The sequence below is a fragment of the Thermosediminibacter litoriperuensis genome (assembly GCF_008124715.1).
Taxonomy (GTDB): domain Bacteria; phylum Bacillota; class Thermosediminibacteria; order Thermosediminibacterales; family Thermosediminibacteraceae; genus Thermosediminibacter; species Thermosediminibacter litoriperuensis.
Map to the genome: position 1 here is coordinate 77,532 of NZ_VNHO01000004.1, position 13,212 is coordinate 90,743.

Annotated in this window: 14 protein-coding genes; all 14 read right to left on the reverse strand. The window is 40.8% G+C overall.

Annotated elements, in window-relative coordinates; translation table 11 throughout:
• Nucleotides 1-118 precede the first annotated feature (118 nt).
• The gene (gene xylB / locus LZ11_RS02485; RefSeq protein ID WP_148866321.1) at nt 119-1,648 is read right to left on the reverse strand and encodes a xylulokinase; all 1,530 of its coding nucleotides are present in this window, start codon (nt 1,646-1,648) and stop codon (nt 119-121) included.
• Nucleotides 1,649-1,707: 59 nt separating this feature from the next.
• Nucleotides 1,708-2,058 (reverse strand): Lin0368 family putative glycerol transporter subunit, encoded by a 351-nt coding sequence (locus LZ11_RS02490; RefSeq protein ID WP_148866323.1) that lies wholly within the window; start codon nt 2,056-2,058, stop codon nt 1,708-1,710.
• On the reverse strand, nt 2,059-2,457 hold the full coding sequence (locus tag LZ11_RS02495; RefSeq protein ID WP_148866325.1) for a Lin0368 family putative glycerol transporter subunit: 399 nt from the start codon (nt 2,455-2,457) through the stop codon (nt 2,059-2,061).
• Between the two features lie 255 nt (nt 2,458-2,712).
• A complete protein-coding gene (locus LZ11_RS02500; protein WP_148866327.1) occupies nt 2,713-4,161 on the reverse strand; it encodes an aldehyde dehydrogenase family protein in 1,449 nt (482 codons plus the stop codon).
• Complete coding sequence (locus LZ11_RS02505) at nt 4,162-4,551, reverse strand: dimethylsulfonioproprionate lyase family protein (RefSeq protein ID WP_148866329.1); 390 nt, start codon at nt 4,549-4,551, stop codon at nt 4,162-4,164.
• A 256-nt stretch (nt 4,552-4,807) separates the two neighbouring features.
• Nucleotides 4,808-5,794, reverse strand: coding sequence for a hydroxyacid dehydrogenase (locus LZ11_RS02510; RefSeq protein WP_148866330.1), 987 nt, complete (start codon nt 5,792-5,794; stop codon nt 4,808-4,810).
• Nucleotides 5,791-6,696, reverse strand: coding sequence for a dihydrodipicolinate synthase family protein (locus LZ11_RS02515; RefSeq protein ID WP_148866332.1), 906 nt, complete (start codon nt 6,694-6,696; stop codon nt 5,791-5,793). Before LZ11_RS02515 ends, LZ11_RS02510 begins: the two co-directional genes overlap by 4 nt.
• A 346-nt stretch (nt 6,697-7,042) precedes the next feature.
• On the reverse strand, nt 7,043-7,969 hold the full coding sequence (locus tag LZ11_RS02520; RefSeq protein WP_148866334.1) for a transketolase family protein: 927 nt from the start codon (nt 7,967-7,969) through the stop codon (nt 7,043-7,045).
• Between the two features lie 42 nt (nt 7,970-8,011).
• The gene (locus LZ11_RS02525; protein ID WP_148866336.1) at nt 8,012-8,836 is read right to left on the reverse strand and encodes a transketolase; all 825 of its coding nucleotides are present in this window, start codon (nt 8,834-8,836) and stop codon (nt 8,012-8,014) included.
• A gap of 185 nt (nt 8,837-9,021) precedes the next feature.
• Nucleotides 9,022-9,951: a class II fructose-bisphosphate aldolase gene (locus LZ11_RS02530; RefSeq protein WP_148866338.1), complete on the reverse strand. Its 930-nt coding sequence runs from the start codon at nt 9,949-9,951 to the stop codon at nt 9,022-9,024.
• An 11-nt stretch (nt 9,952-9,962) separates the two neighbouring features.
• On the reverse strand, nt 9,963-10,907 hold the full coding sequence (locus LZ11_RS02535) for a PHP domain-containing protein (protein WP_148866340.1): 945 nt from the start codon (nt 10,905-10,907) through the stop codon (nt 9,963-9,965).
• Between the two features lie 29 nt (nt 10,908-10,936).
• Nucleotides 10,937-11,395, reverse strand: a complete 459-nt coding sequence (rpiB, locus tag LZ11_RS02540) for a ribose 5-phosphate isomerase B (protein ID WP_148866342.1) — start codon at nt 11,393-11,395, stop codon at nt 10,937-10,939.
• A gap of 18 nt (nt 11,396-11,413) precedes the next feature.
• Nucleotides 11,414-12,358: a transketolase family protein gene (locus LZ11_RS02545; RefSeq protein WP_148866343.1), complete on the reverse strand. Its 945-nt coding sequence runs from the start codon at nt 12,356-12,358 to the stop codon at nt 11,414-11,416.
• A complete protein-coding gene (locus LZ11_RS02550; RefSeq protein WP_148866344.1) occupies nt 12,351-13,196 on the reverse strand; it encodes a transketolase in 846 nt (281 codons plus the stop codon). The genes LZ11_RS02545 and LZ11_RS02550 overlap by 8 nt, the downstream gene beginning before the upstream one ends.
• Nucleotides 13,197-13,212 lie beyond the last annotated feature (16 nt).

The following is a 13,212-nucleotide window of genomic DNA, read 5'->3' on the forward strand; positions in this document are numbered from 1 at the left end:
TTATCAATCATCGCTGGTAAAAAATGACCTACACAGATGAAGATTAGGATAATAAAGTTTTTATCATACCGGACCACGAAAAAACCCCCGCACTTTTTTGCGGAGGTCTGAAAATCACTCATAGCGCACTTAATTTATTGTTGATCTCCTTTAATGTTGGATATATATCTTTATATATTTCGTAAACTTTTTCGTATTTCTTGTTATTTTCTGAAATTGGTTCAGTCCTGGATTCTATCTTGAGAAGTTTTCTTGTGGCATCTTTAACTGACGGCCAAAATCCTGCTCCTACTCCGGCCAGTATGGCAGCGCCATATGAACCTCCCTCGCCGCTATAACTTACTGTAACTACTTCTGTGCCCAATATATCGGCTTGAATTTGCCTCCATTTGGGATTAATTGCTCCCCCACCGCTCACTCTAACCTGCTTAAGAGGAACACCCAGCGTTTCAATTAAATTCAACGCATCCTTAAGGCTAAAAACAATACCCTCCAGTACAGCTCTGACAAACGCCCTCTTATCATGCATAATATTTACTCCTACAAAAGCACCTCTAGCATTGGGATCTGTATACGGACATCTTTCTCCAACTATATACGGTGTAAACAATAAACCCTTTGACCCCACTTCCACCTGCACCGCTTCATTTACAAGAATATTATACGCATCATCACCGCTAAGATTGGCAATAATTTTCTCTTCAACCCCTAAAGAATCTCTCAGCCACTTGAAAGACCCGCCCGCAGCAAGGGTACATCCGAAGATATTCCATTCTCCCGGCACACCACCTCTAAACAGCTGCAATGAACCTCCGGGATTCCGGCCGAATTTTGAAAGGGCCATTGAAGCGATGCCTGCTGTACCTATTATAAGCATTGCTATACCTTCTTCAGTCGCCCCTGTTCCTACAGCCTGTGCCAGCACATCACCTGCTCCACCTACCACTGGTGTGCCTTCTTTTAATCCCAATATCGAAGCTGCTTCAGATGTTAAATAACCACTTACCTGAGGACTTTCCACCACATCCGGGAAAATACTCCGTTTTATTTCCAACAATTCTATTAACTCTTCAGACCACTTATTGTTTTCCACATCATACAGGCAAGTGCCGCTCGCATCCGAAACATCTGTTGCAATCTCTCCGGTCAACCGGTATCTTATATAATCTTTGGATATAACAAATTTGTCAATCTTTTCATAATTATCCGGTTCTACTTCTTTGACCCAAAGGATTTTACCGATGGTATACCCGGGCAAGGCAGTATTTGCAACGTAATCAATTAACTTTTCTTCTCCGCCCACCTTGCTATGAACCTCATCGCACTGTTTTGCGACACGCTGGTCATTCCACATTATAGCGTTTCTTATTACTTTTCCATTTTTATCGAGAGGTACCAGGGTATGCATCTGGCCGCTCAGACCAATCGCCGATATTTCTTCGGGTTTGATGGCCGTTTTTTCTAGTACCACTTTTATAGTGTCGATTGTAGCTCTCCACCATATTTCAGGGTCGCTTTCCGCCCATCCAGGTTTTGGAACTATAAAATCGTATTCTTTTGTTGCCTTTGCAATAATCTCGCCAGATTCATTGACAACTATTGTCTTGCAAGCAGAAGTTCCTATATCGATACCTAAGACATAAGACATAATATTCAACCCCTTCTTGCTTTTTAATTTTTACTTAATTATCATTTTATTATTTTTGTTTATACAGTTGCATAAAGTAATATGCCACCTAATATACCACCAAGACAACCACTTACAATCGCTTCCCAGTTTACTTTTTTACCGGACAATAAATCGGCTAAAAATAAACCCCAAAATGCCGCCAGGGCTTGATCACTCCATGGTCCTGGAAAATTGCCACTCATCTGCGGCTCGAAAATCAGGCCTATACCGTGATTTAATAACCATACCGTTCCTACTACAAAGAATCCTGCCAATAATCCTCCAAAACTTTTATACTCTTCAGCCAACTTACCCCATATCAAACCTATTGTAAGAGGGAAAAAAATGCCCCCAAAAATCGTAGTTACTATGTTTTGCCAGCTCCACATTTATACATCACTCCTTCTAAATTGATATAATAAGTATCCGGCTATAGTAGCGCCTATAAATTCAAGAATTATGGTCATCATTGCTGGACCTATACTTATACCATGGTATAAACCGTAAGAAGCCCTAACTAAGCCGTTATCTACAGTTAACATTACATTTCCACCCAACAAAGATGACAACCATACTGCTAGTGCCATGTCCACCCAGGCACCGTCATTTTTATTCGGTAGTGCATTCACGTAATGGTTTACCCACCAACCTGTTGTAATTATAATCCCAGCAGCAAGCCATCCTCCAAGCCAATTCCAACGAGCCAAAGCAGAAGGCCATATCGTAAATACTCCATAACCCACAAAAGCACTTGTAATTGTGCCTACTGCAATTCTTGCCCAATTCATAATGATAACCTCCTTTAAGTCCTTTTAATTCTTTTATTTTCCTTATTATATCTCTTGTATCTTTCTTTACTATTATTTCTCCTACCATCATCACCCCTTCCAGATTAATATCCCTTTAAATTCTCACCAACGGCTTTCCTGCGAAAAATTAAAATTTTGATGTTATGTTTTTTGCTAATCAGTTTTTGTTTTAAAGGCTGCCGCATTTAAGACTATAACTAAGCTGCACTAAATGCGGCAGCCTCTTACTACTCTTTATATAAAATAGTGAATTCTGACATGTTTTTGATGCAAATATTCATATAATCCTTCTGGTCCATGCTCTACACCTATTCCACTATCGTTCCACCCACCGTAAGGAGCATTTATTACTCCCGCATCCACATTATTAATAGCAATGTTTCCAGCTTTAATTTCTTGTGCAAATCGCTTAGCCACATTTAAATCATTTGTATACACTATCGCTGCCAAACCATAATTAGTATCGTTTGCTAAAAATATAGCTTCATCTATATCTCTAAAGGGCATAACTCCTACCGCCGGTCCGAATGTTTCTTCCTGCATTATAAGCATGCTATGGTTAACATCGCGAACAATTGTAGGCTCAAAAAAGAATCCTTTTTCAAATTTTTTACCTTCCGGTCTTTTGCCACCGCATACTACTTTTGCTCCTTTAGATACTGCATCTTTCACATGCAATTCAACTTTTTCTAAACCAGATCTTGTACACATCGGCCCCATATCACATTTTTCTACCAAGTTGTTTCCTATAACTATTTTTTCAGTTTCTTCTTTAAATTTCTCTAAAAAGTTTTCATATATTTCATTGTGTACATAAATTCTATTTACTGCTATACAAATTTGTCCTGCATTTCTAAAACTACGCCTTACTGCACCCGCAACTGCAGCATCTAAATTTGCATCTTTATATACAATCATTGGCAAACTTCCACCAAGCTCAAGTGTTACTTTCTTAATACCCGAAGCACTATATTTAAGTATTTCTTTTCCAGTTTCTGTAGAACCAGTAAAAGCAACTCGTTTGACCAAAGGATGTTGTACTAATAAAGGTCCTATAGTCTTACCAGAACCTGTCACTGCATTTAAGACTCCTTCTGGTAGCCCTGCCTCTACCAAACATTCAACGAACTTTAAGGGAGAAAGAGGAGTTTCAGACGGTATTTTCGCAACTAATGTACAACCTGCTGCCAATGCACCGCCAATTTTCCACGCTAATAACTCAATCGGGTAATTCCACGGAGTAATAGCTGCTGCAACTCCAATAGGTTCATAAAGAACTATACTTTCTGTATTCTTTTCTTCATTTGCTATTACACGGCCATAAATTCTTTCCCCTTCTTCAGCATAATATCTGAGTATAGCTGCTCCTTTCTCAACCTCTTGCTGAGATTCTTTTAACGTTTTCCCTTGTTCCTGAGTCATTATCTTAGCTATTTCTTTAGAACGTTCAATTACTATCTGGGCCGCCTTTCTTAAGAGTTCCCCCCGATAAAAGGGAGTTTCTTTACTCCATTTTGGGAATGCTTTATGAGCAGCTAATATAGCCTCTTCTACATCTTCCTTTTCAGCTGCTGGAACAGTTGCAATTACTTCTTCTGTGGCAGGATTGATTACTTCTATTAATCCACCCCTTCTTGCGTCTACCCACTTTCCCCCTATTAACATTTTGTAGTGTTCGACCATTTATATTTCACCTTCTTCTAATTTCCCTGTAACCCATACAACAATTAATGGAATATTTCCTACCTGACGAGTAGTATGGAATACACGTGGGGGTACATAAAGGGCATCTCCTGGCTTTATCGGAAATTCATCTTCTCCTACAACCATTATTCCCTCCCCTTGAATTACAAAGTATACTTCTTCTTCATCATGGGAATGTCCTGTAGTAGTACCTGTAGGATAAATTATCGTATATCCTAATTTTAGGCGGCGTGAAGGAGAATTTTCTGGATCAACTAACCAGTAGGTGTCTCTTAATACTGGTTTTTCTCTGTCTTTCACCTGAGATCTCAATGACCTCGTAGGATCAAAATCGGGATCCTTTGATTGAACATTTACCACATACTTCATATTAACATCCTCCTTTTAATTTTTAGATTGTAAACCCCTTTTTTGTTAGGGGTTTTTAACACTTTGAAATGAAATTAGTAGTAACGTCATTTTCAAATTAAAAATTCTCGCAAATAGTATGCCAATTACTAATAAATAATTTTATTTAATAATTCTCACTGTACGCGCTAATTGTAATTACATTATAATGCAACTTTGCAAATATTATTTTAATATTTTATGCATATTTGCAGCACCTTATAGTTCTATCCAGCTGCTACTCATAAAAAAACCTTATCCCTTTCTGCTCCAATTCTTTAATGTTGTATATATACTTTGGTTGGCGACCTTCAAAATAATCAACGATAGCCTTTGCAGCTTCTGTTGACATCCGTATTGTAGTCTCCTTAGTCAAAGCTGCAGAGTGGGGAGAAAGAATTACATTTTCTAACTTTAGCAATTCATTATTAAGCTTTGGCGGCTCCTCAATAAATACATCAAGTCCCGCACCCGCAATTCTTTTTTCTTTTAGAGCATCAATCAAAGCTTGCTCATCTATTAGACTTCCTCTTGCTGTATTTATTAAATAAGCTGTAGGTTTCATAGAATATATAAGATCTCTTGTTATCATTCCTTTTGTCTCAGGTGTATCAGGACAATGCAATGTTACAAAATCTGCTTTTCTGAATAATTCCTCAAGTGTATCAGTAAATTCATACTCACAATCTATGAACTTTTCTTTTATATACGGGTCATAAGCAAGGATCCTCATCCCCAGGCCATAATGACACTTTTTTGCAACCAGAGCTCCAATGTTTCCCATGCCCACTACTCCAAGAACTTTCCCTTCTAATTCCACAGATAAATTTAAATTTCGGACATTCCAATTGCCTTTACGTACCGCTTTGTCCATAAAACTCAATTGTTTTGCAAGATGCATTATCATTGCTAATGTATGTTCACATACTGATAAATTATTCACTCCTGGTAGATTACAGACAAGTATACCTCTTTCTGTAGCTGCTTTTACATCTATATTGTCAACACCTGCCCCTGTTCGCGATATTATTTTTAATTTTGGTGCATTTTCGATTACTTCCTTGGTAATTTTAGAAGTTGTCCTTAAAATAATGGCGTCTACATCTTTTACCATAGAGATAAGAGTTTGTTGACTCGTATCAGGGGCTGTAAGAATTTCAAATTTACCTTCTAGCAATTTCTTTCCTTCAGGATGTATTTCTTGCGAAAGCAATACTTTTATCATGCTAATAACCCTTCTTCCTTTAAAACTTCTTTGATTTCTTCTACCTCATTTTCTTTTAGTGGCAACAAAGGTAACCTCGGTTCTGTTCCGCAATAACCAACAAGATTCATAGCTACCTTTACTGCTGCAACACCACCACGTCCAGATATTCGTTCGTTAATTTTGCGAAGTTTATTACTCAGCATTTCTGCTTCATGATATTTGCCAGCATTAAATAGCTCTTTAATTTCACAACAAAGATCAGGCAAATAGTTTGCCATAGAAAGAACTCCACCTACAGCTCCTTTTTGTAACCCTTCTAAAAACTTATTTATAGAGCCCGACAACACGTAAAACTCTGCATCTTCTGGTACAGCGTTGATGAAGTTCTCTATTTTCTCTTTAGAAGAATCTTTCATACCTACGATATTAGGATGTTGAGCAAGTACTGATATAGCTTTTGGGGATATTAATACTCCGTTTGCAGATTTTGGGACGCAATAAATCATTATTGGCACCGGTGATTTATCGGCAACTTCTGTATAAAAACGAATTAAAGCATCGTCATTCATTTTTGACGCAAAATAATGTGGTGTAAGTACACTTGCAAAATCAATGCCCATATCGGCGACCTTTTTTGTAAACTCAATTGTCGCCCAAGCAGATTCTCTTCCTGTACCCACAATTAAAGTTTTATCCTTAGCTCGGTTTTTCACTACAACTTCAACTACTTTAATAGCTTCTTCATCTGTGAGGCTTCTAAATTCTCCATTGCTTCCAAGAGGCATGTATCCCCTTACTTTGCTTGCATTCCACTTATGAATATTAGCCTCGAGTTTTGAATAATCGATCTTTTGGTTTACAAAAGGTGTCGTTACTGGTATGAAGACACCCGTTAATTTATTTTTAATTTCATTAGACATTAAAAAGCACCCTTTCTATAACATTTCGAAAAATATTATTGATTATACAACTTTCCAATTTTCTAATATAGATTTTTCACACTAAAATTAAATCCTTTAAATAATCTTTTTCTTAAACTGCAAATAAGCTTCACTTATCATTTATTTAGAGCTCTCTCTTCTAAAAAACACATTCTTAATAGACGATGTTTTTGCTTTATTAACAATTGCAAAATCTGTACCACAACGTTTCATTTCTATCAAAACCAATTTGGTTAGCAAGCAATATTTTTTACTAATGCATTTTTGCAAAAATACCATAGCACACTAATGCAGATTTACATTTCTATTGCCAATATTTTAAAGATTACCTCCTCAACGACTTTGCAGCCTCCTCTATATCCTCCGCGGTGAGGCCGTAAACCCTCATCAGTTCTTCTGGTTTGCCAGACCTGGCGAAAACATCCCGGATGCCTACTCTCTTCATTGGGACAGGCTTTTTCTCCATCAGCACTTCAGCCACGGCACTTCCCAGGCCGCCTATTATGGTGTGCTCTTCGGCGGTGACTATGGACCCGCATTCGGCAGCTTTGAGGATTACTTCTTCGTCTATCGGCTTTATGGTGTGGATGTTGATGACCATGGCGTCTATGCCGTCCTTGGAAAGTTGTTCGGCTGCTTTTAGCGCTTCCGCTATCATGACTCCGGTGGCTATGAGAGCTACGTCTTTCCCTTCCTTTAGGATGACGGCTTTGCCTACTTCAAATTTGTAGTTTTCGCCGTAGATTGTTTCCACCGGGTGGCGGCCAAGCCTCAGGTATACGGGGCCCTTAAGCATGGCAGCCGCTCTTACCGCTTGTTTCGTCTCTACGGCGTCGGCGGGACTTATTACCGTCATGTTGGGTAGTGCTCTCATGAGGGCTATGTCTTCTATGGATTGGTGGGTGGCTCCGTCTTCTCCTACGGTGATGCCGGCGTGAGTCGCGGTTATCTTTACGTTAAGGTTGGGGTAGCATATGGAGTTTCTTACCTGTTCGAAGGCCCTGCCGGTGGCAAATATGGCAAAGGTGCTGGCAAAGGGTATCTTGCCGCAGGTGGCAAGGCCCGCTGCGGTACCCATCAGGTTTTGTTCCGCTATGCCCATGTTAAAGAAACGTTCGGGAAATTTTTTGGCAAATACGCTGGTCTTGGTGGATTTGGAAAGGTCGGCATCCAATACAACTATATCTTTTATTTCTTCGCCCAGTTCGGCCAGGGCTTCGCCGTAGGCTTCTCTTGTGGCTATTTTTGGCATTTTTTTACCTCCTTTTGTTTTTGGTCTGTTAATGGGTAAAGTTTATATTAGCGATTTTAGCGCTTCTTCGGCTTGCTCGCGGGATGGGGCTTTGCCGTGCCAGTCTACCTGGTTTTCCATATATGGCACTCCCTTTCCCTTTACGGTCTTGGCTACTATTACCGTGGGTCTGCCTTTTATATTCTTGGCTTCTTCTATCGCCCCTGCTATCTCCTCAAAGTCGTGGCCGTCTACGTCTATTACGTGCCAGCCGAAGGCCCTGAATTTTTCTTGGATTATTTCCGGCGACATTACTTGGGTTATGGGGCCGTCGATTTGAAGGCCGTTGTGGTCTACAAAAGCGGTGAGGTTGTCTAGTTTGTAATGGGCTGCGGCCATAGCAGCTTCCCATACCTGGCCTTCTTCAAGCTCCCCGTCGCCTAAAAGCACGTATACCCTGTAGTCCTTGCCGTCGAGTTTCCCGGCTATTGCCATTCCGTTGGCAGAAGAAAGCCCTTGCCCTAAAGAGCCGGTGGTCATGTCTACCCCTGGCGTGTTTTTCATGTCGGGGTGACCCTGGAGCATGGAATCAATCTTGCGCAGGGTTTTTAGTTCTTCTGTAGGAAAATACCCTTTCTCTGCCAGGACAGCGTAAAGGGCCGGAGCTGCGTGGCCTTTCGAGAGCACGAACCTGTCTCTCTCTGGCCAATTTGGGTTTTTGGGGTCCACTTTCATTACGTGAAAATACAATGTCACGAGGATGTCGGTGCAGGATAGCGACCCACCTGGATGGCCAGAACCGGCTTCGGCGGTCATCTCTATGATGTGCCTCCTTATCCTGCGGGCTATTTCACTTAGTTCTTCTACCTTTTCTTTGGTTATTGCCATTTTATTATCACCTCGTTTAACTTCTTTTTTTTAATAGCGTTTTTGCGGATATCTCATGGTGTTTGATATACTGCAATCTTCTTAAACTAAAAGCACCAACCGCTACTCCCATTCTTAATAAAAAAGATCAGTTTCTGGAAAATATTTAAAATAAAGACCCTTAAAGATAAGGGCCTTTGTTAAAATCATTCCACGATTGCAGATTTATCAATATATCGTTTAAAATAATCGTTCTTAGATATAAAGCTGAGCACTTCTTCTGCTTTACCTGCGGAATTTAACAAGTTTATTTTTTCTCTTACAATTCTCTTTACATTTTCCCTTGCTACTGCACCATATTTTCTGACATCTACCAGATCTGGGTCGGAAGTTAGTTTTTGCCTCAACGCATTTGTAAAAGCTTTATTGAGCTCCGTTGCAAAGTTAATCTTGCTTATCCCCGCCTTTATGGCCTCAACGACGGATTCATCCAGTACTCCCGACGCCCCGTGAAGTACCAGAGGGACTTTTACTTTTTCCTTTATCTTCGCTATCCTTTCAATGTCTAGCCGGGCCGATTGGACTTTCATTCTGTGCGCGCTTCCTACGGAAACCGCCAGCGAATCCACGCCGGTCTTTTCGCAAAATTCTTTGGCTTCTTCAGGCGTAGTAAGGTATTTCTGTACCTCCTCCGGAGAAAGAGGTCCTTTTGCGGCATCGGGTACTTTCCCTATTTCTCCTTCCAGAGGAACACCCGCTGCGTGGGCTATTTCCGCCAGTTTTTTAGTTATTCTCACATTTTCTTCAAAGGGAAGGGAAGATCCATCGAACATAAGGGAAGTAAAACCTGCTTTTAATGCTTTAATCACCGTATTGAAATCCACTCCGTGATCCAAATGACACACTACTGGTACCGATGCTTTATCTGCCAGCGATTTCACTATAGAAAAAAGGCAGTTTTCCCCCGCATATTCTATAGCTCCCTGGCTTATTTGGACTATAACAGGGGCCTTTTCTTCTTCCGCAGCCTCTACGATTGCCTGAGCGATTTCCATATTATTTGCATTAAAAGCACCAATAGCAAACTTATTTTCCATAGCATAGATAAGCATTGCCTTGCTATCTACAAGGGGCATTTTACCACTCCTTACAACATATATTCCCTAATGGCATTAAACTCTTCGATTGAAATGCCGCCTTCTCCTAAATACCTTGGATTTACCACGCCTTTTTTATGATCGGCGTGATAATCCGACCCACCGGTAAAGAACTTTACCTTCCCGGCATATTCTTGTTTCACTAATATTTCAATTTCCGAATCCTTTAAAGGTCCCTTATAACTCGTTTTGCTATAAGGATAGCAGGCCTCAATGCCATCAAGCCCGTGGTTTATCAGTTTTTCTATATACTCTTTTCTCGTTAAATTCCTTCCGTCCGGGTATTGGATAATTTCGTCTATCAGGAAAGGATGAGCCAGTACCGCCGTTCCACCGCAGGTTTTTATTAGATCAATGGCGTCAAACGGGCTTATTTTCTTTCTCCGAACGTTTAGTTCTGGATCATCTCGCACCATTATTTTTGCATCTTTCCATGTCGGAGCATAACCTTTTTGGGCCATCAATTCGAATATATGTTTTCTTTGGACTTCATCAGGGTCCCTGTATCTTATGTTGCCCTCTTCGTCAGTATACTTTAGTATTTCATTCTCGTAATCCACAGGCATACCTTTAGATGTAAGTAGTTCACACAGTTCCCTGTAGGCCTCAGATTTGCTCCTTTTTGCTCTTTCTACTTCCTCTTTTAACAGCGGACTTTCAAAATTCATGCGGTATCCTAGTATATGAACGTCATCCACATAAGTATCGCAGGAAAATTCGTATCCTAATACCACCCCAATTCCATTCTGCCTCGCAAAAACCCTTATATCTACCTTGCCATCATCAGTTTCTAAATAAAGCGGAGGCTGTATATCGTGATCTGTAATCGCGACTACTTTAAGGCCTGCCTTGGCTGCATTTTTAATAAGTTCTTCCGGTGAATCGTTCCCGTCGGACCGCACAGTATGGCAGTGCAGATCACAATCATAACGCATTTTTCTGCCCCCTTTTAAATTAAGTTTTCTTATCCCATCTGGCGGCGATACTTCACATCTATCATATTAATCTTTTCTACCTTTGGCAAGGACCGTCCTCCCTGAAACTCAGCCTCGAGCCAGACATCCACTAATTTTTTTGCAAGCTCAGGACCCACTACCTGGGCCCCTATGGCCATTACCTGAGCATTGTTACTCTTGCGCGCCCTTTCTGCGGAATATACATCATGGCATACGGCTGCTCTCACCCCAGGAACTTTGTTTGCCACTATAGCCATACCTATACCGGTACCGCAAATTAGTATTCCCCGCTCAAAATCCCCAGAAGCTATTTTCTCAGCAAGAGCAAGACCAATATCAGGATAATCGACCGGGGTTTTATCATGTACCCCTATATCAACAACTTCTAGTCCTTTTGAATTCAAATGTTCTTTGATTATCTCCTTTAAGTCAAAACCAAAATGATCGCTTCCTATAATAATTCTCATTTTCTTTCACCTCTTTTTTCAGCTAATCTCTTTAATAAAATTCTCCACTGTTTCAGCTATTGCTCCGCTATCAAGGCCGAAATGCCGTTTTAACATTTCTTCAGAACCTGCTGTGCCGAACCTATCTTTTACTCCCATCCTCAAAAACTTCACTCCAGAACCTTTTTCAGCCAGAAATTCTGCTACAGCACTTCCAAGGCCGCCGGTAATATTGTGGTGCTCCACAGTTACTACTTTATCTAAATAAGAAGTAAGCTCTGTTAATAACTTTTTGTCTACCGGCCTTACAGTTGCCATGTTCACTACTGTGGCATAAATACCCTTTAACCGCAAAATTTCAGCAGCTTTCAAGCTATCGTACAAAGCGCCGCCGCATGCGACGATTAGAACATCTTTACCTTCTACCAAAACCCTGCCCTTCCCAATTTCAAATTTATCCTCTTTAGTAAAAATTACTGGCTCATCTTTTCTTCCTCTTAAGCGCATATAAACAGGTCCGATATAATCAAACATTGCTTTTGTAGCACTGTAAGCTTCCATCGCATCTGCAGGGTCTATTATAACTATGTTTGGTAAAGCTCTAACGGCTGCTACATCCTCCAAGGCTAAATGTGTAAAGCCTAACCACGCTGAAGAAAAACCCGTATCGGTCCCTATCATCTTTACATTTAAATTAGCTGTGGCTACATCCACGCGTACTTGTTCTATAGCGCGAAACGCTAGAAAGTTAGCATAAGATGTAACTGCCGGAATCTTGCCCGAAAGGGCCAATCCAGCTGCTACACCGACCATCGTTTGCTCAGCTATGCCTACGTTAAAACTCCTCTCGGGAAACCTTTTTACAAAATCCCCATAGCGCGAAGCCGAATCCGCTGCCACTACAACAACGTTCGAATTTTTTTCTCCAACCTCCAAAAGAGCCTCAGCAAATGAGGTTCGGGTAGACTTTTTCAATTCACTCATCGCAAAGTTCCTCCAGTGCTAGCTCATTTTTCAAGTCTTCATACTGCTTGCGTGTCAGTACTTTATAGTGCCATTCCACTTTGTTCTCCGCTATTTTTAATCCCTTGCCTTTTATTGTATTGGCTATAACAACCGAAGGCTGATTTTTGACAAAAGGAATCTCTTCAAAAGCTAATAGCAATTCTCTTACATCATGGCCGTCAACAACTTTAACTCCCCAGCCGAAAGACGACCACTTCTCGGCCAGAGGCTCAAGGCGGCTAATATTCTCCGTAAAATCTCCCAGCTGAAGCCTGTTTCTATCGACCACCACTACCAAATTGTACAGCTTATAATGGGCAGCTGCCATGGCTGCCTCCCAGTTACTCCCCTCCTGTAATTCCCCGTCTCCAGTTACCACAAAGACCTTATATTCCTTTTTATCCAGGTGGGCAGCCAAAGCCATTCCCATGCCAATGGCAATGCCGTGTCCCAAAGATCCCGTATTGGCCTCTACGCCGGGAAGCTTCATTTCCGGGTGGCCAGGTAACACTGTATCAAATCTAGAACAAAAATCTTTTAAATGCCTTCTTTCGAAAAAGCCTACTTGGGAAAGAATAGAATAGAGTGCCAAACAGCCATGTCCTTTGCTCAATATTAATCTATCTCTATCAGACCACCGCGGATTTTGTGGGTCCAGTTTTAAAATACCTATATATAAAGTAGCGAGAATTTCTGCAAGGGAAAGCGCAGGGCCGAGATGTCCTGTCCCTGCTCGGGTGCTCATCCAAAGGCAGTCTTTTCTGATTCTTTCAGCAGTCTGCTTAATCACTTCGATTTTTTCCTCGCTCACATCCAAAAGAATCACTCCTTCA

Excerpts from the sequence above, each read along its gene's own strand:
- xylB (WP_148866321.1), bottom strand. The coding sequence starts at position 1,648 with ATGTCTTATGTCTTAGGTATCGATATAGGAACTTCTGCTTGCAAGACA.
- LZ11_RS02530 (WP_148866338.1), bottom strand. The coding sequence starts at position 9,951 with ATGCCCCTTGTAGATAGCAAGGCAATGCTTATCTATGCTATGGAAAAT.
- LZ11_RS02505 (WP_148866329.1), bottom strand. The coding sequence starts at position 4,551 with ATGAAGTATGTGGTAAATGTTCAATCAAAGGATCCCGATTTTGATCCT.
- LZ11_RS02510 (WP_148866330.1), bottom strand. The coding sequence starts at position 5,794 with ATGATAAAAGTATTGCTTTCGCAAGAAATACATCCTGAAGGAAAGAAA.
- LZ11_RS02495 (WP_148866325.1), bottom strand. The coding sequence starts at position 2,457 with ATGAATTGGGCAAGAATTGCAGTAGGCACAATTACAAGTGCTTTTGTG.
- rpiB (WP_148866342.1), bottom strand. The coding sequence starts at position 11,395 with ATGAGAATTATTATAGGAAGCGATCATTTTGGTTTTGACTTAAAGGAG.
- LZ11_RS02525 (WP_148866336.1), bottom strand. The coding sequence starts at position 8,836 with ATGGCAATAACCAAAGAAAAGGTAGAAGAACTAAGTGAAATAGCCCGC.
- LZ11_RS02490 (WP_148866323.1), bottom strand. The coding sequence starts at position 2,058 with ATGTGGAGCTGGCAAAACATAGTAACTACGATTTTTGGGGGCATTTTT.
- LZ11_RS02500 (WP_148866327.1), bottom strand. The coding sequence starts at position 4,161 with ATGGTCGAACACTACAAAATGTTAATAGGGGGAAAGTGGGTAGACGCA.
- LZ11_RS02545 (WP_148866343.1), bottom strand. The coding sequence starts at position 12,358 with ATGAGTGAATTGAAAAAGTCTACCCGAACCTCATTTGCTGAGGCTCTT.
- LZ11_RS02520 (WP_148866334.1), bottom strand. The coding sequence starts at position 7,969 with ATGCCAAAAATAGCCACAAGAGAAGCCTACGGCGAAGCCCTGGCCGAA.
- LZ11_RS02515 (WP_148866332.1), bottom strand. The coding sequence starts at position 6,696 with ATGTCTAATGAAATTAAAAATAAATTAACGGGTGTCTTCATACCAGTA.
- LZ11_RS02535 (WP_148866340.1), bottom strand. The coding sequence starts at position 10,907 with ATGCGTTATGATTGTGATCTGCACTGCCATACTGTGCGGTCCGACGGG.